The organism is Nostoc sp. PCC 9305 (assembly GCF_963920915.1).
Taxonomy (GTDB): domain Bacteria; phylum Cyanobacteriota; class Cyanobacteriia; order Cyanobacteriales; family Nostocaceae; genus Nostoc.
The window spans coordinates 1-22,739 of record NZ_CAWUDN010000050.1; the positions used below are offsets into that span (position 1 = coordinate 1).

Here is a 22,739-nt window from a genome sequence, read left to right on the forward strand (position 1 = left end):
ATCTTACTTAATTTGTCAAGCTCACCCTATACCAAATTAGATGAGCTTACCCTGCGAGTATCGCTGTATAGTGGGATACCAAGAGATATTGCTAGCTCATCAGCAGTCTTAAAACCGATGCCATCAATATCATCAATTAATCTGTAAGGGTTGTTCTGAAGTACATTTGCAGTTTTGTGTCCGTAATAGTCACAAATTTTCAAAGCTAACTTCAATGAAGTTCCCACAGCCAAAAGTTGGGTAATTACTCCCAAGTTCGGATTCTTTTTACTCTCTGACCAAGCTTTGGTAATACCATCAATCCGATATTGAGTTAGTCCGGGAACAGTGTAAAGCCTTTCGGGGTTGTTATCTAATATCGATAAAGTCTCACTTCCAAAGCAATTGACCAAAGTTTGAGCAGTTTTCTTGCCAATCCCACGAAATAGTCCACTTTCTAAATACGCCTCGATTTCCGGCAACATCAGAATCGGAAATTTTTCGACTTGAAGGAGCCTGATCATGAGTCAAAGAGTAATTGAGAGATTCTGTTATTCTACAAGGGTAGCTCTAAAGCTAACTCATCGTCTCAAATCGAAAATCCAATTGGCTTACGAACTCTAAAGAATCTCCTTGGGCGATGAAAGCTGTTCATGGGCTAGAGCCTAAAATAGATGTGAAGAAATGTTTCTGTTAACGTCATCAAATTTAGCTTCAATACAAGGTTTAGTCATCTGCTAAGTTAATGGCAGTCAAGCGATGGCGTACCCGCCCGCCAAGTGTGCGATCGATCGCCTGTTGCATTGCTCTCTACTTAATCCTCCAAAATATAACGATGATTGATTAAAAATAAAGAGACGGAAGTACTGATTAAAATCGTACTTTTATCTATTTCTTTGTCATTGCTGTTTGTGAGATAGTGGAAGCAATTCTCAGTTCGCAGTTAAGCATGGTAGTTTTGGTAAGAATAGATCGGGTATTGTGTGGGAATTTAATGAAACTTCGGGATTATGTAATCTGAGAAGTTAGTCGAGAGTATCCAAATGTTTTTTTAAAGTGTAGGGGCAATCAGGAGTTTTGATTCCACTGGCGTAAGGTAATTTATAGGATGCCCAAAGCTGCCACCGTAAAACATCAACTCCAATAGTTGAACTACCGAATTGTACTCGACAGTCTTTGTCTGGGTTTTGTATAACATTTTTGATGATGGTATTTATCGCTTCTATCTTGAGATTATTCGGTATGCCCATTAGTAGTTTTGTAAGCCACTGTTTGATTTGTGGTGATTGTAGCCAGTCTTTGATTTGGTCATCAGTAGGAGTTAGGTGATTGACTAATAGCGTGGGATTTTCGTTATCTTTATTAACTTGACTTGTGGGCTGAAATAGCTGCTGAAAATTAGCATCTGTGTTGGACATAAAAATAATTGCTTAAAAGAGAATATCTATATTATAGATAAATTGGATTAACTCGATAATAGCTAATATTTTTTATAAGAATATTAAGATAAGCAAATATAAAACTTGATTTATCTCTCCAAATAAAATTATAAATAATTGACTAACTAATTATGTTATAAATATTAAATAAGCTGTTTATGCAAGTATCAAATAAATACTATGCACCCAATAGAGTTTAAGAAGAAGTGGAAATTAAGTTATCGAGAGCTTGCCCTGGTTTTGGGGTACGAAAGTGAATACACTACCCGAAACTGGAATATGCCAGGAGAACACAAACGGAATCCTCAGAATGTTGTTCGCGTAGCTTGTCGTCTTTTAGATGAAAAGTGGGAACGGGAAGGAAAAGCGCTCAATTCTTATCTTTAACCAGTTTTTTGTGACCGCTAATATTTTTTAAAATGACACTCCCCCGCCACGAAAAAGGCGGGTATTTTATGTATAGTTAGAAGTTCCAAGAAGTTCTCAGAGTCATGGGGATAGGGAGGTTTACCTGGCAAAATGAAGAACTAACAAGACCAGAAGTTGCGGCGATGTTAAAGCCAAAGGTTTCTGCAAGACAACTACAAGCATACTTGAATATCGCTCGGAAGTACTTGCCAGAGTTCCAGAAGTTCACCAACAAAAAAACAGGTGGTCTAGATGGCTATGCAAAGCTATACGAGTGTCACATTACAGTACTTCAGGAAATTCGCTCACTAGCTAGGGAGCATACTTTAGCTGACATAGAAAGTGAATTTCAACAAAGAGCATTAAATAAGTCAGAAGTGGAAAGTTGGAAGTAGATTTTTTGTTACTTCTAACTTCGATAATAAGGTCAAGAAAAAGGGGGTAGGGTGTGGGGTGTGGTGAGGACGGCATTGGACGTAACTCTGAAACCCCAATGCAATTGCCTTAAAATGCAGGACTTAAACACAAAAGGTTGTTGGGGCTATTTCTTCCCACACCCCACACCCCGCCCCAACGGGGCTTGGTGATTTTTAGATTTTTCCTAGAACAATGAAAAAAGGAGTAATTGCCTTGGCATCTAATAATTCTGTGCGAAGAACACAATCTCAAGTTCTTGCTAAGGCGCTCGCGGCGATTGGGCGCAAGTATCAGCATCACATTTACGCGGCGGGTACAGCGACAATCATTGTCATGCAGTCAATGCCCTCTTATGGGTGGGGCTTATTCGATTCGGCTCAGACAGCAATGACTTGTATGTTCGGCGGCGCTGGTGGTATTGGTGGCGGTGGTGCGGCAGCGGCAACTACGGCCATTAAAGCACTTCCCGCAGTTATCAATGCAACCATCACAGTGCTTTTGTTTGTATACTTTGTAGCTTCTGGGCTTAAGGTTGCTAACGGCATTGGTGAAGGGCAGGAAGTAACGCAGATGGTTCAACAGCCCGTAGGCGTGTTTTTCATAATCCTGGTGCTTTGGATTGCTCAAAGTATCTTATTTAACGGCGTTACAGCCGCTTGCTAGTGATGAGCGAGTACAATAAATCGCCCATGAAACGGGTGAATCAGTCACTTGGTCAAAATGCAACAATAGGCATTTTTACTGGCTTTCAGTTTGCAGTCGCCTTGTTTATGTTTGGCGTGGGCTTCATCATAGCGATTATGTTTGGGGCAGGAATAGTTTGGGGACTGCTGGCTGGTGTTTGGTTGAGTGCTACGGTGATAGTTTTATCTGGCAAACGTCCTTACTTGTTCTGGTCAAGAGTGTTCCCAAGCGTTCCAACTTTCACACGCGGCTATGTCAGATATTCTTCGCCCCAAAACAAAAAAAGGGCGGGTTCAAAGGGGATGCCTAAACTATGGTAAAAAGCAGCATTCGTAATCAAAAAATAGTACCCTTTGAAGACTTTCTAGACCTAGCAACCTTAGTGAAATTGAAAAAGGGTAACTATAAAATTGGGGCTTACTTGTTGAGCAAAAAACAAGTAAGCGACACTAACAACACCCTGCAATTAGTATTCGGATATGAATGCACTGGCTTTCACCCACTGTTTAATTCATCAGAGAGACTAGAGGCGATGGCCAAGGCTTTTGAGAACGGCTGTAAAGAGTTCTCCGAGGGTGAGAAATTCACCTTTCGTTGGTCTTCGTTTTGCGATGAAGACAAAGTGATTGAAAGCTATCGCCAGAGGCTAGCTAGCCCTGTATCTCCTGAGAGTGAGTTTCTTGATTGGGGGCAAGTTGCCCGAATGCAGGAACTGACACGTAATCATCAGCGCAAGGATATCAAGCTCAGTATTTACACGACTTTTACTGTCCGCCCAGGAGGTACTGAAGGTGGTGACGCGGTAGATAGAGCGATAGTTAAGCTGGCAAACTTTTTACAGCGCAAATTCACCCCAACAGGAGCGACCGAACTCACTCTTCAAAACTTAATTCAAGTTCTTGAAAAAGCGATAATTGTCTCTTTGCGTCATCAACAAATACTATCTGAAATAGGCTTGTTTCCCTCGCCCAAATCAGACAAGCAATTGTGGAGCGACCTAATTTCTAGAATGGGTGCGAAGGCTGTAAAAGTGCCCCATACCTTGGTTTATGATACTGGTGAATTAAGGGAAGAGATTAACGAAGCCGCGCCCAACCCATCGTGGTATAACGACCAATTACACGCTACATCGGTACTTCTGAATAACGGCATACCCTACGCGGACAGACGCTGGGTATGTTTGCCCCACCAGAGTACTGACAAAAAGAAATATATCGGCGTAATGACGCTTGCCCAAAAACCAGAGGTATTTGCTTCAACCTATCAGCAAATACGCTTTTTATGGGACGTATTCTCACGCGAGGTTATTTATGATGTCGAAATAATTACAGAGATTAGCCCAGCCGATCAAAAAATGATTAGGCTTACCCAACAATTAATTACAAGGCGGTCAATAAATGCCTCCGCTAGCGCCAGCAAAAAGACTATTGACGTAGGAGCGCAAATTAATACGGAGCGGTCAGTCGATGCTCAGAAACAGCTTTACACGGGTGATGTCCCGGAAAATGTAGCTGTCATAATCCTTGTTTATCGCAATTCTCCTTCCGAAATCGACGACGCTTGTAGGCTGATTTCAGGGTATATCAATCAGCCTGCCGAGTTGATTAGAGAAATGCAATATACATGGTCAATCTGGCTTGACACTTTGCTGTTGAGACAGCGACCACAACTAACTTTTCCTTTCAACAGACGCGCCACTTTCTTTGCCAGTGAAGTAATTGGTTTAACGCCAGTCGTTCAAACAGCGCATGGCGATAAACAAGGCTTTGAATTAGTAGCTGATGAGGGGCAATCGTCAGTCTATATCGATTTGTCAAAGCCGAAAAACATGATGGTAATCGGCACTACCGGGAGTGGGAAATCGGTAATCATCGCCTCTATTATTTATCAATGCTTGGCGTTGGGAATGTCAGTATTAATGATTGACTTGCCAAATGATGATGGTTCAGGAACTTTTGGAGACTTCACGCCCTACTTTAATGGGTTTTACTTTGATATTTCTAAGGAATCAAACAATCTTGTACAGCCGCTAGACCTATCAAAGCTTCCTGAGTCGCAGTGGGAGGAAAGAACAAAAGCCCATCGAAATGATATTAATTTAATCGTGCTTCAATTAGTTTTAGGAACGCAAAAGTTTGATGGGTTGCTATCACAAACTATTGAATCTGTAATCCCTTTGGGTACAAAAGCCTTTTACGAAGATGCCGAAATCCAAGAACGATTTGAATTAGCGCGAAAAGCAGGGATAAACACCCCAGAGTGGGCGAATACGCCGACATTGGCAGATATGGAGAAATTCTTCTCGCTTGCGTACATTTATTTAGGCTATGAGGACGACAATGTAGAAAAAGCGTTAAATTACATCCGCTTGCGGTTACAGTACTGGCAAGCTAGTAGCATTGGTAGCGCTATCTGCAAGCCTTCAACCTTCCAAGCAGATAGCCAGTTGATTACCTTTGCACTGACTAATCTGCAATCAGGAAAAGATGCAGAAGTGTTCGGGATGAGTGCATATATCGCCGCGTCCCGTCAATCCCTCTCCTCGCCCAATAGTGTATTTTTCATGGATGAGGCTAGCGTATTGCTAGGATTTTCTGCATTATCACGGCTTGCAGGTCGTAAATGCGCTACGGCTAGAAAGCAAGGCTGTCGGGTGTTTCTGGCGGCACAGGATGTCATTTCTATTGCTAAATCGGAGGCGGGAGAACAAATATTACAAAATATGCCATTGCGGTTGATTGGGCGTATTGTCCCAGGCGCGGCTAATAGTTTCTCTGAGTTGCTGGGCATCCCTAGAGAAATTATCGATAAAAACGAAAGCTTTGCCCCTAATATTCAGCAGCTATATACGTTGTGGTTGCTCGACTATAACAACAAGTATGTGCGCTGCCGCTATTATCCCTCCTATCCCCTGCTGGCGTTGGTTGCCAATAGCAGAGAAGAACAAGCCACGCGAGATAAATTCAAGAAAATTCACAGCGACAAGTTCACCTGGGTGGCAGAATTTTCTAAATATTATGTCGAGTGCATTAAGCAAGGTAAGCCCTTATGAAATTTGTATCATCGCTCATCCAAAATAAATTTTTAGCGGCAATACTCGCAGGCGTTGCGTCAATAGTCAGCTTTCAGGTTTGGCAATACAATCAAGCCCAATACGAAAAATTTATTAGTCAAGCAAAGAATGACTGTGGCGTGTACATAGAATTGGGCGAAGATGCGGTCAAGCGCAGTCCTAGCCTGAGAGCATTGAAGTATCAAAATAAGCGACTACGTGAACTAAAGCAACCAGGGATTAACTCTGAACCAGCCGCTCCAGGACATTATGTTATGCTTTTTCGCTCCCATGCTTCCACTCTTCCACCTAATGCTTTGCCCTTTGACGATCCCTTTTTCACCAGTTTGTTAAACAAGGAAGAATCACCCAAAACATTAATGGCTGATGTTGTTTCTTTTGATTTACCAAAAAAACAGGCCACTGTCAAATCTCTCTGCACAAAAAAACCTTTCGTAGTAGACCTGGAGGACTTATATCTTGAATACCAAGCGATTGATCGTGAAGTCAGGCGTAGTAATTCTGATTTCCTTTTCTAGCCTTCCAGCTAACGCTCAAGGTCAGGAAAACTCCCAATCTTTTTTAACCCAATTTCAACAAATTTATAGCAGCTTACAGACTTACATCAACAATTATCAAAAAGAGTTTACTAAGTCTTTAGGTAAGCTTGAGGCTGAATTAAATCAGGCAATTGAATCTAGTGTTGGGGATTTGGGTATTCCTGATCCCCTGAAAGCTGGCAAGAATATTGAGAAAGTTATCCAGAGACAAGAAGGTGCGTTGCTAGTACTAGACCCTCGCATCCAAGCCGACAATGCTATCAGGGATTGGAACCAGCAATATACACGCGGTCAGTCAGAATCAGTACTAGGAGTTGAGGGTCAGCGGGTGCAATCGCAGTCGGCAGCAATAACTAATGATGCGACTGCTCAATCAAGCGAAAATGCCAATGCCGCCCAGCAGGATGTTGTCACCCAAGACATTCTTAAAAAGGTCGCTATTCAAAACTTGCAAAGTGTTGTAATTGCCAAATCTATCCATGCAGAAGCACAAAAGCAATCCCGTTCCTTGGCTGTTGCAAATATCAATCTTGCTGATATTTCTAGTCGCATGGATGAGCAAGCAGCGGCGAAGGATCAGGAATCTAACGCCGCTACTCGGCAAATCATTCAATCTGCCGCCGCTAACGATACCTTCTGGAAGAATCAATAATCAAATCAATTAAAAATTAATTTTCTTACTCATTTTGCATTTTGAATTCAAAAAAGGTCAAAATAACGTTACGGTAACTGAGATGATAGCGCTTTTAACTATTATTTTTGCTCAAAGGACAGGGCAGCAAGCTGGAGAAAATACGGGTACTACGAACTCAGGCGAAATAGTCGAAGGCGCTATCCAAGGTGCAGACCTAATCTATAAATCGTTTGAAAATGATTGGCTGGAATTAGCATCTGGAACAAACCCAATTTATACAGCGGTTGTCGCCATTTCTACCCTGACGGCTGTTGTGATGATTGGCTTTGCCTCATTTGGCTGGTACAGGAAGTTTGCAGAAGAAGGGTTTGGTTTTGATTTTATCTCTGAGATGGTTTTACCCTTGCTAGTAATTGCAATGCTTAGTAATAATGGCTTCCTTCTCGCCAACGTAACAGTCGCCTTGAGAAATGTTTCAACTGGGCTAAATAGGAGTATTTTAAGTATTACTAGAAATGGGGTAAACCTAAAGGACGCTATACGGAATGTCAACGCTGATCAAAGCTTTGTTTTAGCCGCACAGATAGCCTTAGCTAATTGCGAAAAGCTCAACAACGAAAAGAAGGAAGGTGAAGAATTAAGCCAGAAGCAAGCTTGCATCAAAAAAACTGTGGAGAATACACGAAAAGACGCACAGGAGGCTAGAAAAAAGACTGGCGCAGGTTTTGGAACTGGAAGCTGGAACCCCTTAGACCTGAGCGGCGAACTAATTAATAGCGCAATTCAAGGCTTTGTTTATGTTATTCTTAGTGGGCTATCAGCAGCTTTTCAGTACATCATCCAATTGTCATTTTTAATGGTGGCTTATGCTGCCCCAATCTTCCTAGTTTTATCTTTGCTTCCTTTCCAAAGCAAGCCTATTTATGCTTGGTTGGCTGGTTGGTTAGGGTTGACGCTGATGCTCATTTCATACTCGATATCAGTGGGCATTATTGCCAGCGCAATAGTTGATAAGCCTTCCAGCGATCCTTTGTTATTGCAACTTGTACAAGCTATTTTTTCGCCATTGCTTGCAGTCGCTATAGGCGCAGGTAGTGGATTGTCGTTGTTCACAGCTTTTACCAGTGGAGTTAAGTTCTCTGTGGGATTTAGAAAATGAAATTACTAGAGAGAAAAGAACTAAATTTTACCCCAATATTTTTGATAGGAAATGCTGCTTTATTGATAATTTTGCTATTAATAGAAGTGGTGAATTTTGCTCGGATAGGAATAATTTCTAAAACGAAAGCTTCGACCTTGGTAGAATTGTCTGACGGCGAATCTGTCAGAGTTATTCCTATAGGTAGCCTTGAGCGAACGCCGCAAGCTATTACGTATTTTGTCGGGCAGACAATGACCGGACTTTTAAGTTGGAATGCTCTACCAAAGCCAACCAATGATTACAATCAAGACCCCAGCAAACAATTAAAATTAGATCCTGGGATATCGACATCAAAAGCCAAGATTACTACTAGTGCATGGGCTTGGGGCTTTGCGTTGTCAGAAGATTTTCGCGCACCATTCCTTGAGGAGATAAGTAATCTGACGCCGCCCGATGTCTTTAATGGGTCTACGCAATCAATCCTAAAAGTCAGCCTAATCAGTCAGCCGACTCGCATTAAGGATGGGCAATGGAAAGTAGATATGGTTGCAGAGATTGTTGTTTTCCAAGGCAGCAATTTAGTTGGTAAGCCCATCGCTTTTAACAAAACTGTATTTGTCAGGGCGATTGATACGGCTGCCCTGCCTAGATTTGCGTCCGATGTTCAAGAAACGGCCTCTCGTGTTCGCAAAGCGGGGTTGGAAATTTACAAAATCCAAGATTTAGATTTATGAAAAAGAACACCCAGTCAGCTTTGTCAGAGGCAACTATTGAGATAGAAGAGCAAGATTTTGCCGCCATGAACGGCGCTAAAACTTCTCACGCTAATGATTCAATTCAACCCTCCGAGAACCCCGCCCCAGAAGAAATTGTTACTGCTCGAACAGTCTCGCAATCTCCACTCTTAAAAATGGGCGTTGTTGCCCTGATTTGCCTTCTCTTCGTGACGATTGTTGGGGCAATGCTAGGCAATTCAATGAATGTGCTGAAATTTTCCAAGGGCATTGTGCAACCGCCTACAGAAGAGCAAACGCCCCTAGCAGAGCCGGAAAATGAGACGGGCAAGGATAAAACAGCGCTTGCCCTGACTAGCCAAAATAACGAGTTAAAGCAGATTCGCGATCGCTTGCCAACTCCAACCCCTAGCGCAACCTTAGCCCCAGCCCCAATCGCACCCATTACCCCTCCGATGCAACCAGTGCAGCGCCGACAAAGTTCTTACCCAGTCGCCAGTCAGCCGACAGCGCCCTTTACTTTCCCCCAGGCTAGAGTATCGCAACCCCAGCCCCAGCCCCAAATTGCCCAGCCGAGCAGACAATCTTCTTTGGCGTTCCCAACGGCTGCAACCAACGTCCCCACCAAAGACCCCACTCAGCAATGGCTTCTCGCTGCAAACGCTGGCAGTTTCAGGAGTTCAGTCGATGAATCAGAAAGCGAAAAACCCATCAAGATTAATGGAATTGAAGGAGGTACGGGAGGAGCTACACAAGTCGCCCAGAACACTACCATTAATTACAACGCTCTTCGCGTACTCGTTGGCAGCACCGCAGAGGGTAGGCTAGAAACGCCGATCGCTTGGGGCACTGGTGACGCTGGCAACCAGAATTACTTGGTGAAACTAACAAAACCTTTAAAAGCCTCAGATGGTAGGGATGTACTACCCGTGGGTGCTTATCTGGTTGTTCAACTAGCAGAGTCCAATGGTTCGGGTTTCGCCAAACTGCGCGGTGTTTCAGTATTGGTTAATACTAATGGCGATATGCAAGAAAAGCAACTCCCAGAAAATGCCGTTCTGATTATGGCTTCTGATGGTGGTTTTCTAAAAGCGCAGTCCCGTAAAGGTAGCAACCTGGGTAACGATTTTATAGGAGCGATTGTTGCGGGAGTTGCCAAGGCGGCCGAAGTACAAAACCGCCCCACAACTCAAATCAGCAGCAACTCTAATGGCTTCTCTACTAGCTCCACTACCAACGAGCAAAAAGATTTATCCGCCGCTTTTGGAGAGGGTGCATTTAATAGCGTTCTCGACAATATTAAAAGCTCAAATGTCGCCCGTTCTCAACAGTTAAGCGGTAGAGAAGAAGTATTTGTGATCGATGTTGGTAAGCCAGTGCAAATATTCGTTAATCAAACAATATCGCTCTAGTCACGATAACGTTAGGGTAACTAGAAAAAATGTTAAATAAACTCGCTATTGTTACAACCCTCTTAATAGCTACTGCCTCAAGCGTGTCGGCAATGCCCATCCGAACGGTTTACGAGAATGATGCAAACTCCAACGCTATGGAATTAAAAGTATGGAAAGGCTATGGATTAACTATTAATTTAATGTCTACTGGGGAAACTATCAAGCAAGTTTGGATTGGCGATCCAAGTCGCTTCGCATTTACCTCAAACGGTGGTTTATGCCAGTCATCAGGCGGCGATTCTGAATGTGCAGGAGGTAAAGCGACTGTAATTTTTCTTCGCCAAATTGACCCGATCAAGTTTCCTGTTACCTCTAGCAGTAATGGAAGCACTCAAATTACATTACTTACCAATGAAAAACAATATCAATTTAAGATAGTCCCTGCTACTGGCAACCCAGCTTACACGAGCTTGGTAGTTAAATCGGACTCGGATCGACCCCTGCCAATTACCCGTCCGCGAACGCCACTTCCCCTAACAGTTCAAAAGCCGCAATCAGCGCCATCAGACTTCCCGCAGCCCTCGCCGCCACCACAAACAATAAAAGTCCCTCTGCCTCAACCTGTTGCCTTAATGCGCCCCAATCCTGGGACTACGCTAAATGGTGCGATTCAGAGAAACGATGCTAATGCTCTCGCTTTTGGGCTAGCAGAAGCTGGGCGCAAAGGTCAAGTTAAACCCGGATCTACCATCTGGAACAAGGTACAAGATGCAATTAAATTGTTACGGCGTGGCAAGACTATAGATGAGGCGATTTCACTTTCTCAGGTCGATAAAACCACTTTTCATCAGTTACTTGAATGGGGGCGATTGTGAACAGTGTTTCTAAATCTATTCGCCAAGAATTAGGCGATTTTCTGTATTCGTGTAGGCTCGAAGGTGAGTTATGGATGTTTCCACCAATCGGCTATTTGCTGCTTTTGACTACTCTTTTGGCTGTGGGTCAGACAAAGCTTAGTCCTGCAAAAACCTACTTAAAATGGCTGTTACCCGTGCCCTTTGCAACGTTAACTGTATTGCAAATAAACCAGTACAGAAAATCCCAAAAATCCAAAAAGCTGTTAGTACCAACAGGAAATGTAGAACTACAGCAAGACAAAAGTGGATGCGAAAGTTGTGCCTATTTTCATGGGCGACAATACGACCAAGAAATCCTAATATGCACGGTACATCCACGCGGCTCCAATCAAGAACAATGTCCAGATTACTTTCACAAAAATCATGAAACTTAAGCCTTTTCTACTGGCTGCAATAGCTTCTCTAGTTCCGCTTTCCGCCTCAGTCGCACAGACACCAACAATCGATTATTCACAAGGCTTGTACAAGACGGCTGCCCCCGACTGGTCGAAAATCACATGGGATACTTTGCCAGCCGTTCAACAGCCAGGATTTTTAAAGATACCTAAAAACCTGATTTCAGTTTTTGGCTACGACCCCTCGCGCTCGTGGACAGCAGGGCAAAAAGTAGACTCTGTTGTGATGTTGGGGGATGCAGATGATGCCTTTAAGATGTCTGCCTTGAGCCTAAAGGCCATTGACACGGTGGCTTTGCCCACTACAGGCACAACCACCAAACCCACCCTCAAAGACTTTGGATTAATGCAATGGCAAACGCCAAAAACATTAGTTAAAGCAATGCCTGAATTAAGCAATTTGAGCCTATCAGAGGTTCCCCCATTAGCCGATCTATTCTCCAAGAATGGCGGCGGCGGCGGCACTATTTCTCAGTCCATAGCCTCAAATCCTCAAGTCGCAGATTTGACACTAGATAAGATTGACCTAAGCAAATATTCGCTTGATTCAATTCCTGGGTTGGACAAAACTCAATTAGGGAAATTTAAATCATGGCAGCAAGCTTATGTGAATCAAATTCCTAAATTAAGTCAAGTGCCCTTTGATAAAATGCCTCAGCCTATTAGCTCTGGGATAGACGTTGTGGGTATCGCGTCGGTTGTACTTGGGACGGCTGAAAAAGGCGATGCAAGGGCTGGGAATAATTACTTTGTTTCTGGTAGCGTTGTCAGAGGCGACCGCACTTTAACAGTCGCCTGTCCTCCAAGCATTGAATGCTCATACTTAGAGATGGGGGATTTTGCTGGCAAACAGGGAGGCTTGTATGGCAAGCGCTGGGCATCTGGCTCATCTCAGCTAGTTTTGGGCGGTTATGGGTTCCTAGCAGCCGTTAACGGTGGGAAGGAACCAACAGGGCGGCTAGTGTATGGTAGTGGGTTCAAAGTGGCGCTAACTGGAGTTAATGAATCCCTTGGGACTGCCGACTTTGGCTTATTCTTTAGGATCTGTGCGCGACCGCCATTCCAGCAGAAAACTTGCACTCCTTACTTCATTGGGCCAGTTCCCTGGTTGCCCGTGAGCGAGAATGATTTGGTGATTGTGGGGACTGGGCGATGACAGGAACCGCAAACACTATTGTTAAGCCAAATCAATTTATTCCCGCAGGACTTGAATCAGCGCTGTTTTCTCCCGCAGGTTTAGGGGTACTCGTTTGTGGCGCGGTGATTGTAATCGCCAAAATCATCGATAGTAGGGGAGGTATTGCCAAGCTAGCGACAGCGCGGTGGGGCGGGACAAGAGAGAAAACAGCGGCTCGTCAGTTGGCGTGTAAACAAATCCAGCAACGCTTGCATAACCGAGTATCGCTGTATGTGGGAACTCCCAAGAATATAACGAGCGAGGTTATTAATGGTGTCCGTAGAACTTGCATCCCTGAAGATTCAACAACCCTTTATTTTCCAGAGGCACAGCGAGGCATCCTAGTTTGTGGTGGCCCAGGGAGTGGAAAGTCATTTTCAATGATTAATCCCCTGATTCGCTCTGTAATTGATCAGGGCTTACCTCTGGCTTTATATGATTTCAAATACGCCTCCCAGGAATCAGCTGATTCTCCATCTAAAGGGCAAGCTCCAATACTTGCAGGGTATGCGATAGAACGCGGTTATCAGGTTACTGTGCTTGCCCCAGGCTTTGCAGAATCAGCAGTTGCCAACCCTATAGACTTTCTTCGCAGTAATGAAGACTCAGAAATGGCACGGCAGCTTGCGATTACACTCAATCGCAATTTCCAACTCGGTGATCAAGATTCTGGAAATAGCTTCTTTACCAACGCTGGCGATCAGTTAGTCCAAGCCGTCTTTATGCTGGCAAAGGGCACAGAGTATCCAGATATCATGATGTGCCAAGCGATACTAGGATTGCCAAAGTTAGTTAAGCGCATAGAGCAAGCAGAAAATCTAAACTTCATGGTTAGAGAGGCTTTCGCACAGTTTGTATCTGTTGCAGGGTCGCCAGAAACAGCAGCTAGTATTGTGGGTACAGCTAGCGGATTATTCAGCCGTTTTATGGTTAAGTCGGCATTAGCAGCGTTCTGTGGAAAAACCAATATTCCATTGGATTTGAAGGGGCGGCAAATGGTGATTTTCGGGATGAACAAAGAGAAGCGTGATGTGATTGCGCCTTTGCTAGTCTCAATTCTACATCTATTAGTGAGCCGGAATGTAGCTAACAAACGTACTTGTCCTTTGGTATTAGGGATTGATGAATTACCTACTCTTTATTTACCAGCACTGGTTGATTGGCTGAATCAGAACCGCGAGGATGGACTAATTTCTATCTTAGGTTTACAAAATCTCTCAATGCTGATTGAATCTTATGGTGAAAACACAACTAATGCAATATTTGGTGGTTGTGCGACCAAAGCATTCTTTAATCCCCAAGATGATGTCGCCGCCGAACGATTTAGTAAGTTTTTAGGTGAAGAAGAAATTAAATACAAGCAACGTTCTCGCTCATCAGGAGGCAAGGGTGGTGCAAGTATTTCTAATTCAGACCAAAACAGTACTCGCAAGTTATTTGATGTCAATCAATTTAACACCTTACCATCGGGAAAAGCAGTAATTATTAGTCCCGGATTTCGTTCTCGTGGTCAAATAAGTTTGCCAATATTGCAATCAATTAAGATTCCTCAGCATGAAATCCAATCGGAAGCTGACAGTGTGAAAGCTTGGTACGAGTTTCAAAAGTTCTTATCTAAAAAGTCTACTCTCTTAACTCCAGCAGATGAAGAAATGAAAATTCGCCGAGCCTCCGCGATAAAATTGTTACCTTTAATAGAAAACCAAGAGCAATTATCAGAATATGCAAGTCTGATTTAAATAAATATTATCTGGAATCAAATTAAAGCTGAAAATCTGAAGGAGAAAATTCATGTCGCCAAGTAAGTTTTATCCGTTCTCTGATTATGACAGAAAACAAATTGCTAAACTCCCTCCTGATATAGCAGCCCTAGCAGATAAATATCCAAGCGAGATTTTAAACACTGCTGATAGTTGGGATAACTTGCCTTTTGATGCTAACTATTTTCCTGAGTGCCTTGAAGTCTATAGCGGCGATGCAGATGATGCCAATATTTTTGTGTTAAATGGTGTTCTGAAAGATTATGTCCCATCTTATGCTGAAAAAAATACATCATCGATAACAGTAATGATTGATGGAGAATTTGCTTACATTGAAATTGAAGGTAGACAGGTTCTTAATAAACTCGGTGGAATAGTTTTACCAGAAGTAGCGATTAATCCTGAACTGTTAATTCAGTCAATTCTCAAAGGTGTAAATAATGATTGATGATGGCGAAGCTAAAGAGATTAAGCGAGATTATCTAGACATTTTAGAATCTCTCCTCAAACTCATCCATGCGAAAGCTAAAGAAAAAGGATTAGATCCCAGCAAGGATATTCATATTTACTCTAGCTCTAGCAAAGTTTATCAAGGAACGTTGGGAGAATCACCCTCTAAAAACTTCTTAACGCCGACGATAGTAGAGAACTTAAAAAAAGCTCTGTCTGACCCGAAAAATTCTCAAGGTGCAATTTCTATTAAAATTGGTAATGAAAAAGTATTCCATATTAAAAATGGAGAAGTACTGACTGACAAATTAGGTTTAGCTCCGGCATCACAGAAAAATAAAGTTGTAAGTAATGAGCGAATCTACAGTGTAGAAGCTTTAGGAAAACAAGTGCAAGTATTGCAGAAAAAACTAAGCGAACAACAAAAACTTGTAGATAGTATCAAATCAGAACAGCTTTCACGCGAATCTTTATCACAACTAGCTGCTCAAGTTGCCGAAATGAGTAAATCCTTGGAGAAGCAGCAACAGTTGATTGAAAACACCCAAAAAGCATTGTCACAGGTGAATGAACGGTTTTTACCACAAGTTCAAAATACGGTTCTTCAAAATTGGGTGGGTACGGTTGAGAACAAGGTAAAACAAACTGCCAAGAATGTTTTTGAGCGGATTAAAGATGTGCTGACACCCGAAGTAACGAAGCTCAGAAAGGAAATTACTTCACTTAAATCTCAAATTAATGAACAAATTACTAGCTTTAAGGATGAAGTTAAATATCAGACTGACAGTGTAAGAAATCAACTCAATCAACAAGCTGGTAACTTAACTCAAGAGATACGTACACAGGTAGATAGTGTTAAAAACACGGTTGATCAAAGCCTTGTGGGTGTCAAGTCAGCTATTGACAATACTCGAACTGAACTACGGGCTGCTGTCGATGATGTCAAAGGTCAGGCAATTGAGCAAAGTGTCAAAGCGCTACTGAACATTTTGGGCAAAGATAACTCTGATGGTTCTAAAAGTTTTAAAAGTAGAAGTTTTGATTTTGAACGCCTTGGCGATAATGTAATCGTTCGTGCCAAAAACGGCGAGCCTGTTCTCACTGATGGAGTTTTATCACCTAACGTAAGTGACCAACAGTTACAGGCACTTGATAAGGTTCAATCTGTTGTTGATATGCATCATCAAATTCAGCAGGATTCTCAACAAGAATCACAATTTAGAAATATGCACAGGTAAGCCATGATCAAAGGGGAGTGTAAAAATGATACTAATCCTAATCATTGGTTTGTTGTTTGCACTGGGTGGAATAATTTTTCTAGCTTGGCTGTTTGTATTATTTCCACCTTCAATGCCAAAGTCAAAGTATCGCTGGCAAGGTTTGAAGCAATCGCCATTACCACCTAAGAGTACAAAATCGTCTGATATTTCATCTCAAAATTTTGTACGACAAAGCCCAGCACCAACGCAAAAGACTCTCGCTAAAAACTTTAACAAGCCTGTAGGACAAAGCCCAGCACCAACGCAAAAGACTTTCTTAGCTAAAAACTTTAACAAGCCTGTACGACAAAGCTCAGTAGCAACCCAAAAGGCTTTCTTAGCTAAAAATTTTAAGAAGCAATTACTACCAAGCCCAGCGCGAACACCAAGGGTTAGATTACCTAAAAAGCTTAAAAAACACTTGAATAATATTGAGTACGCTAGTCAAGTATTACTTGAGCTTCGTAGCAGAACTCAATTAGCCAAATTGCCAGTAGTAATCGCTACGCTACGCAGGATATCGCCTTATGTTTTTGAAGAATTGGTACTCACTTGTTGCTTTGAACAGGGCTGGCAAATCCAACGCAACTTTCGGTACACCGGTGACGGCGGGATAGATGGTCGCGTGTTGATTTTGGGAAAGCTTTATGTAATCCAGGTTAAGCGTTATGCTGATTACATTAGCCCAAAACACATCAAAGATTTCGTATGCTGTATTGAAGGAGAAGGAGCTAATGGTGGATTCTTCGTGCATACTGGCATAACTGGACAGTTATCAAAACAATTGATTCGTCGCTCCGACAAAATAATCTAGTGAGTGGTCAGAAACTAGTAAATTTTGTCTTAGGTAAGCAGTTTAAAATAGTGGGAATAACAATACCAGTAAAAACAGTGAACAGTTATCAGTAAACAACTAACCTATGAATGAATGAATTAATGGAAATATCTGATACCTGATAATTGATAACTGATAAGTTAGCGTCGAAACTGTAGATGCTCCCCGTTATCATCTGATTGTTGAGGGTTTATTTTCAATCTCTTCAGAATCGATGGTTTGTCATCTCTAATCAGTTGCCTAACGATGTTCATTTTCTCCTCAAAAGTCAATACTTTTGCATCAGTTGTAACACTCGTAAATAACTCGCTGACCTTTGCTCCTGTTACCTTTTCACCTTTGACATATTTTCCTACTTCCATAACTACTTCTGCCAATCTTTCAATATCTAAACCCTGAATCATCTGTTTGAGATGCAACTTTAATTCTGCTAGTAATGTTTTAGCTAAGGTTGACTCAGTAGCTGATTGCTCAACAGAGTTAGAGGTGGATAAAATAGCTCTCTTCTCTACATGAGATTGCAACTCAGTTGTCAATGCTGTTTCAAAATCACTGAATGTACTTTTAGCAGTAACAAGTTGTTGATGAGATTGAGAAAGTTGCTCTGTTAACCCTAATACTGCTTGGGTTAAAGCAGACTCGATAGCTGATTGCTCAATATAATCAGAGATTGATAAAATAGCTCCTTTTTCTGCATGAGATTTTAACTCTTGAGTCAAGGCTGTTTCAAAGTCATTGAATGTACTTTTAGCAGTAACAAGTTGTTGATGAGACTGAGAAAGTTGTTCTGTCAATCCTAATACTGCTTGGGCTAAAGCAGATTCGATAGCTGATTGCTCAATATAATCAGAGATTGACAGAATGGCTTTCTTCTCTGCATGAGATTGTAACTCAGCCGTCAAGGCTGTTTCAAAGTCATTGAATGTACTTTTAGCAGCAAGAAGTTGTTGATGAGATTGAGAAAGTTGTTCTGTTAGCCCTAATATTGTTTGGGTTAAAGCAGACTCGACAGCTGATTGCTCAATATAATCAGAGATTGTATTTAAGAGTTGTCTGGTGGCTGGTTGTGAAGAATGGACATAATTTGCTTCTCTATTAAAAATTGTTGAATCTTGTCCGTTAATTTGTCTTGAGAGTTTCTCTGTTCGTTGACCTCGAAGCCCATCATCTGTAGAGCTTTGGTTAATTCCTGCAATATCGTCTCCATGCTCGAAGACTTTTTCGAGTTCAGCATCTCGGTTAATTGCTGCAAGAAGTTCGACTGATTCGCGCTCATTTCGATTAGGTTCTCGGCTTGGCTCGTTTCTAAGAACTCGATTTTCTGGGTCAATTGCTGGCTGTTGGTTTGTAACTGCTCGATTTTCTGGGTCAATTGCTCTATCTTCTCGGTTAGGAATTGTATCTGTGTTGGGTTGTTGTCGTTGGTTAAAGTCATGGGTTTGTACCTGTGGTTTATTTTGTAAAAGATAGGGAACAGGCAATGGGGAACAGGCAACAGTTTTTTCTATTTCCTCTTCCCTGTGTGTTGGTAAGAGATCCAATTTGTCATTCCCTGTTGCCCGTTCCCTGTTGCCTGTTCCCTCAAGTTGTATAGAACGTTGTTCTGGTGTCAGATGAGGCGGTGGTACAAAAGCCGCAGCCTTTGAATGCTGATTCTGCTGTTGCCAGTCTCTTAAACGCTTTGCTTCATGGCTCAATTTCTCGTAAGCTAGTGGCCCACTTGCGACTATGAAATCATCAACACCTTTAGAAGGCCCTGGCAAGCTGACAACTTTTACTCTTGCTCCAGCTTCTTGTAACAATCTTCCAGTCACGGAAATATCTCGTTCGATATGGAGCTTCGTTTCGGGCTTGGTTTCGTAGTCAAAGCAGAACTTGAAAACTCTCCCTTGTGTGGCGAAAACCGCTAATTCTTCATGTAGGTAAGACTTACCGATTTTTTTGCCAAACTCATCTTTGGGAGTTCGGTATCCCGCTGAAATCCCAGGTAGCCCAATGGCAGCATGACCCTGACTCAACAGACTGGCTGCTTTTTTAGCTCCTTCTGCGATCGCACAGGGGATATTATGTTTCCATACACAGTACCAAAATCCTGACTGGCGATCGCTATCACTGGGGTTCACCTTGTGTTTGGAGTAAATGCGTTCGGCAATATCGTCGGGAACATCTAGCAAGAATATACTTAATTCAACTTTTGGGGGATGCTCATATTTAATGAATTTCCCTTCAATTATTTGATTATTCTCATCTTTTTTGGGTCTTGGTTGATTTGGCTTGTAGCATCCCCATCGTTTAATCGGCGGTTTCTCACCTGGCTTTAAGTCAGCGAATGAACGCGCATCAACTCCAGCATCACACCACCATCCTCCAGCATCAAGATGAGAATATGCTCTGATTAATCCCTCCGTTAACCTCCCGGTATTTGTACGATTAAGTTTTTCACTGATCATCAGCCTTTCCCAAGCCTCATGCTCACCACCTGCATAGTTGAACTGAAGGCTTTCAAAGTTTTTTGCCGTAATATCAGGATGAATGGCACTTGATTCAAACTCTTGCCAGTGCTTTGGTTCAATAAAATTGGGAATATCTTTACTTTTATGTGGTGTCCAAAACGCTTCTGTGGGGACAGCAGATTTCAGTACTGGCTTGTCGATATGAGGTTTTGTAACGGTTGGTGGTAACTCTATCTCTTTTAGCTTGACTACAGGTATTTCTGTCGTCATTTCTTTTTGACAAATTGGCTTTGTTTCTGGCTCTTCTCCTGATTTAGGAGTTTTCAGTACTGGGTCAGACTTCAGTACAGGTGCTACTAGCTCATCACTGATATTTATAGTTATTGCAAGCTGAGGCGAAAGTTGGCGCTGGCGAAGAGTTGAATTATGAACCTGTTTTCGTAGCAATTCCAAAGCATTCTCTTTGGCTTTGGACTGTTGCGCCAACTCTACCAATCGCGTTGGATCTTCGGTGTAAATCTTTAATTCATGCCTTGCACGGCTGGCAGCAACATAAAAACTTTCCTGTCCAATAGTGAAATCTGCCGAAATTAACACCCGATCCGCAGTTTTCCCCTGACTACTATATGTTGTACTCACAAGGGCATAGTCTAAGTTTTGCGCCTGTGCCAAACTAATGGATTCAGTACGCTCATCAGCATATTTAATCTGGACTATGTTCAGGTCAATCCCTGTTACAGTAAACTCCTGTCCGTTACGTCGTCCCAATTGCCGATCGTTTTTCTTCCATTGCAAGCGATCGCCCACAGCAATTTCAATCTGGTGCCTCTGGTAAACTGCCTTGTCAAATGCTGTATCTACTTCTAAATGCTGTCCATCATCACTTCTTAGTGTCAACTTGTCAGTAGTTCGACCTACCACTTCATATAATTTGCCTTTAGAAAGCCCCCGGCGTTTGTAATCCCGTGTGGGCATGATCACATCACCAATTTCAAAGTTATGGGCAAACCGCATCTGTACTTTTGTCAGATTTTTGGTTTGCAATTGGGTGATGGTTGCAGTTTCTCCCAAAGTTCCTTCACCCTTGAGCTTCGAGCGAATCGCTTGGGTAAGGGCAAGTCTTTCTGTATTTGTTCCAGCTAACACAAGAGTTTTGAGTCGCTGCTCTGGTGTCCCTACTATATAATCATTGGCGATCTGCTCTATTTTGGATTCTGAAGAAACAGTTTTTATTGAGCCGGTCGCCAGTAGATGTTCAAATCCCGCTTCTACTCTGCCATCGGCAATTAAATCTACTGCCAGCTTCAGTTGAGGGTCTTTTTGGCGCAACGATTCATTGAGGTGTGCGGTTTTGATTCCCGCCTGTTGCAAGGATTTGAAGGGATTCCCTGCTGATACTGCTGACAACTGCCGAGTGTCACCGACTAAAATCACCCTAGCTTGAAGTAAGGTTGCTCGTTGTAGGAGTGCATGGGCATCCTTAGCACTGAGTAAACCCGCTTCGTCCACAATCCAGATTTGATTTGGTTCAATTTCTTGTGGTTCAGTGACAAGTAATCTAGCCACTGTAAGAGACTGAATTTCTAACTCTTCACTCAAAACCTTAGCAGCAGAGGAACTGGGGGCAAAGCCTTTGATGGTATATCCGGCATTAAAAGCGATCGCCTTCAACTCTTTGAGGGCAAAAGTCTTGCCAGCGCCAGCTACCCCCTGCCATGCAATGAACTGGTCAGATGTTGTTGCAGCTAATTCTACTGCTTGGCGCTGTCCGGTATTTAGTAAGGTGTTCTCTAAGTGGCTTTCGACTACTTCTCTTTGGGAAATGGAGCAAAATTTATATTGACCCTGCTGCATCAAGTCAATCGTCGCCAATTCCCGCCGCACTGCTGTCATCGTCGTAAATTGGTGAGTCAACCCTGGCAAACCGATTAACTCCTGATGTTCTCTAATCAGGGGTGCAATCGCTGTTACATCCGTAGCTAAACGTGATTCTAGGATGAATTTTTCTAAATCCTCTTGTTTAAAGGCGACATTTCTCTCACTGCAATGTGCGATCGCATCATCTAACGCATCAATCAGACTTTTTTGCTCAACCACAAGAGGAGCCTGTTCTTTTCTTGGTTCTCCTGGCTTGACAAACGTGATACCTAACGCCGCAGCTTCTGACTTCCACAATGCAACTAATTCTGATTCTGGTAGTTTCTGCTTGCGCTGGCGGGTATCATCCCAAATTTTTTCACGTTCGGCCCAAGTCGAATTAGCACCAGATGAGGCGATGATTTGCTGTCGCCGCTTAGAAAATGCCTCTAAATCCTCGAATTTAAAGCCTTTTATATCAAACTGCCCATGTAAACGAAGCTCTATCTCGTAGCCAAGCTTCTGCACCTCACGCGCCAGAGAGCTTTGGTATGCCATCCCCAAGAATTTTTTATTGGCGAATATTTCATTATTACCCAAACTCAACCACCTACCATCTGGAGTTTGGGTCATGTTCATCAGCAAACAATGGGTGTGCAGATGTGGGTCTAAATCCCGACTTTCGATGTGATCGAACTGCGCGACGACCAAGTTACCAGTCTTAACTCTATGTCTGCCGCTATTATCTGTCACTCTGGTATAGGCATAACGCTGCTCTATTAGCTCCAAGGTTTCTTTTAGCGCCTGATGATGGGCATCGATTAACCGTGTATCCCCACCCACCAATGCCATCAAGCTCACACTTTTGGGCGCAGAAAATGTACAGTCTAATGCGGCTCTGCGTTCTCCTTTCCCCTTTTCTTTGACTACTCTGGCATTCAATACCTCACGACCATCAGGCGTAAGCCCCTCAATGATATTTTTAAAAGCGTCTTCGTCATCGACTGCCCCTGACAACCCCAACTTTTTAGCACCTTGACCATTCCAAAGCGACTTTCCTTGGTGATAGTAATTCTTGATGAAGTAGTTCACCGCCATCTCACTTGAGACGTTAGCCGCTGTTAGCATGGCTCACCTCTGTTATGGGGTTTACAAAAGTTAATCCTTGTTCTATTCCATCTGTTAGTGCGGCCT

General features: G+C 42.7%; 20 protein-coding genes. 17 read left to right on the plus strand and 3 right to left on the minus strand.

Annotated elements, in window-relative coordinates:
- Nucleotides 1-26: 26 nt before the first annotated feature.
- Together ACM0OX_RS19125 and ACM0OX_RS19130 are read right to left on the minus strand one after the other, a co-directional pair.
- Entirely contained in the window at nucleotides 27-503 is a 477-nt protein-coding gene (locus ACM0OX_RS19125) for a helix-hairpin-helix domain-containing protein (protein ID WP_414516633.1), read from the minus strand.
- Nucleotides 504-1,004: 501 nt separating this feature from the next.
- Nucleotides 1,005-1,397 carry a hypothetical protein gene (locus tag ACM0OX_RS19130; RefSeq protein WP_414516634.1) on the minus strand — a complete coding sequence of 131 codons (393 nt, stop codon included), beginning with the start codon at nucleotides 1,395-1,397 and terminating at the stop codon, nucleotides 1,005-1,007.
- Nucleotides 1,398-1,598: 201 nt separating this feature from the next.
- Here ACM0OX_RS19130 and ACM0OX_RS19135 point away from each other — a divergent pair, with 201 nt between their 5' ends.
- From ACM0OX_RS19135 to ACM0OX_RS19215, 17 genes are all read left to right on the plus strand, one after another.
- Nucleotides 1,599-1,805, plus strand: a complete 207-nt coding sequence (locus ACM0OX_RS19135; protein WP_012412959.1) for a hypothetical protein — start codon at nucleotides 1,599-1,601, stop codon at nucleotides 1,803-1,805.
- Between the two features lie 104 nt (nucleotides 1,806-1,909).
- Entirely contained in the window at nucleotides 1,910-2,221 is a 312-nt protein-coding gene (locus ACM0OX_RS19140; protein WP_322714899.1) for a hypothetical protein, read from the plus strand.
- Between the two features lie 214 nt (nucleotides 2,222-2,435).
- Nucleotides 2,436-2,906 carry a hypothetical protein gene (locus tag ACM0OX_RS19145; protein WP_414514730.1) on the plus strand — a complete coding sequence of 157 codons (471 nt, stop codon included), beginning with the start codon at nucleotides 2,436-2,438 and terminating at the stop codon, nucleotides 2,904-2,906.
- A gap of 2 nt (nucleotides 2,907-2,908) precedes the next feature.
- The gene (locus ACM0OX_RS19150; RefSeq protein WP_414514729.1) at nucleotides 2,909-3,247 is read left to right on the plus strand and encodes a hypothetical protein; all 339 of its coding nucleotides are present in this window, start codon (nucleotides 2,909-2,911) and stop codon (nucleotides 3,245-3,247) included.
- Entirely contained in the window at nucleotides 3,241-5,979 is a 2,739-nt protein-coding gene (locus tag ACM0OX_RS19155) for a helicase HerA domain-containing protein (RefSeq protein ID WP_414516635.1), read from the plus strand. Before ACM0OX_RS19150 ends, ACM0OX_RS19155 begins: the two co-directional genes overlap by 7 nt.
- Nucleotides 5,976-6,518 (plus strand): hypothetical protein, encoded by a 543-nt coding sequence (locus ACM0OX_RS19160; RefSeq protein ID WP_414516636.1) that lies wholly within the window; start codon nucleotides 5,976-5,978, stop codon nucleotides 6,516-6,518. The genes ACM0OX_RS19155 and ACM0OX_RS19160 overlap by 4 nt, the downstream gene beginning before the upstream one ends.
- Nucleotides 6,460-7,191, plus strand: a complete 732-nt coding sequence (locus ACM0OX_RS19165; protein ID WP_414516637.1) for a hypothetical protein — start codon at nucleotides 6,460-6,462, stop codon at nucleotides 7,189-7,191. Before ACM0OX_RS19160 ends, ACM0OX_RS19165 begins: the two co-directional genes overlap by 59 nt.
- An 82-nt stretch (nucleotides 7,192-7,273) precedes the next feature.
- Nucleotides 7,274-8,332 (plus strand): hypothetical protein, encoded by a 1,059-nt coding sequence (locus tag ACM0OX_RS19170; RefSeq protein WP_414516638.1) that lies wholly within the window; start codon nucleotides 7,274-7,276, stop codon nucleotides 8,330-8,332.
- Nucleotides 8,329-9,048: a hypothetical protein gene (locus ACM0OX_RS19175; protein WP_414516639.1), complete on the plus strand. Its 720-nt coding sequence runs from the start codon at nucleotides 8,329-8,331 to the stop codon at nucleotides 9,046-9,048. The genes ACM0OX_RS19170 and ACM0OX_RS19175 overlap by 4 nt, the downstream gene beginning before the upstream one ends.
- Nucleotides 9,045-10,460, plus strand: coding sequence for a hypothetical protein (locus tag ACM0OX_RS19180; RefSeq protein WP_414516640.1), 1,416 nt, complete (start codon nucleotides 9,045-9,047; stop codon nucleotides 10,458-10,460). Before ACM0OX_RS19175 ends, ACM0OX_RS19180 begins: the two co-directional genes overlap by 4 nt.
- Nucleotides 10,461-10,489: 29 nt before the next feature.
- Entirely contained in the window at nucleotides 10,490-11,317 is an 828-nt protein-coding gene (locus ACM0OX_RS19185; RefSeq protein ID WP_414516641.1) for a hypothetical protein, read from the plus strand.
- Nucleotides 11,314-11,733, plus strand: coding sequence for a hypothetical protein (locus ACM0OX_RS19190; protein WP_414516642.1), 420 nt, complete (start codon nucleotides 11,314-11,316; stop codon nucleotides 11,731-11,733). The genes ACM0OX_RS19185 and ACM0OX_RS19190 overlap by 4 nt, the downstream gene beginning before the upstream one ends.
- Complete coding sequence (locus ACM0OX_RS19195; protein WP_414516643.1) at nucleotides 11,723-12,910, plus strand: hypothetical protein; 1,188 nt, start codon at nucleotides 11,723-11,725, stop codon at nucleotides 12,908-12,910. Before ACM0OX_RS19190 ends, ACM0OX_RS19195 begins: the two co-directional genes overlap by 11 nt.
- The gene (locus tag ACM0OX_RS19200) at nucleotides 12,907-14,670 is read left to right on the plus strand and encodes a type IV secretory system conjugative DNA transfer family protein (protein ID WP_414514720.1); all 1,764 of its coding nucleotides are present in this window, start codon (nucleotides 12,907-12,909) and stop codon (nucleotides 14,668-14,670) included. Before ACM0OX_RS19195 ends, ACM0OX_RS19200 begins: the two co-directional genes overlap by 4 nt.
- Before the next feature lie 52 nt (nucleotides 14,671-14,722).
- The gene (locus ACM0OX_RS19205) at nucleotides 14,723-15,139 is read left to right on the plus strand and encodes a hypothetical protein (RefSeq protein ID WP_414516644.1); all 417 of its coding nucleotides are present in this window, start codon (nucleotides 14,723-14,725) and stop codon (nucleotides 15,137-15,139) included.
- The gene (locus ACM0OX_RS19210) at nucleotides 15,132-16,379 is read left to right on the plus strand and encodes a hypothetical protein (RefSeq protein ID WP_414516645.1); all 1,248 of its coding nucleotides are present in this window, start codon (nucleotides 15,132-15,134) and stop codon (nucleotides 16,377-16,379) included. The genes ACM0OX_RS19205 and ACM0OX_RS19210 overlap by 8 nt, the downstream gene beginning before the upstream one ends.
- 25 nt (nucleotides 16,380-16,404) lie before the next feature.
- The gene (locus ACM0OX_RS19215) at nucleotides 16,405-17,214 is read left to right on the plus strand and encodes a restriction endonuclease (RefSeq protein ID WP_414516646.1); all 810 of its coding nucleotides are present in this window, start codon (nucleotides 16,405-16,407) and stop codon (nucleotides 17,212-17,214) included.
- Between the two features lie 161 nt (nucleotides 17,215-17,375).
- Here the strand turns inward: ACM0OX_RS19215 and mobF are convergent, their stop codons facing one another.
- Nucleotides 17,376-22,673 (minus strand): MobF family relaxase, encoded by a 5,298-nt coding sequence (mobF, locus tag ACM0OX_RS19220; protein ID WP_414516647.1) that lies wholly within the window; start codon nucleotides 22,671-22,673, stop codon nucleotides 17,376-17,378.
- Nucleotides 22,674-22,739 lie beyond the last annotated feature (66 nt).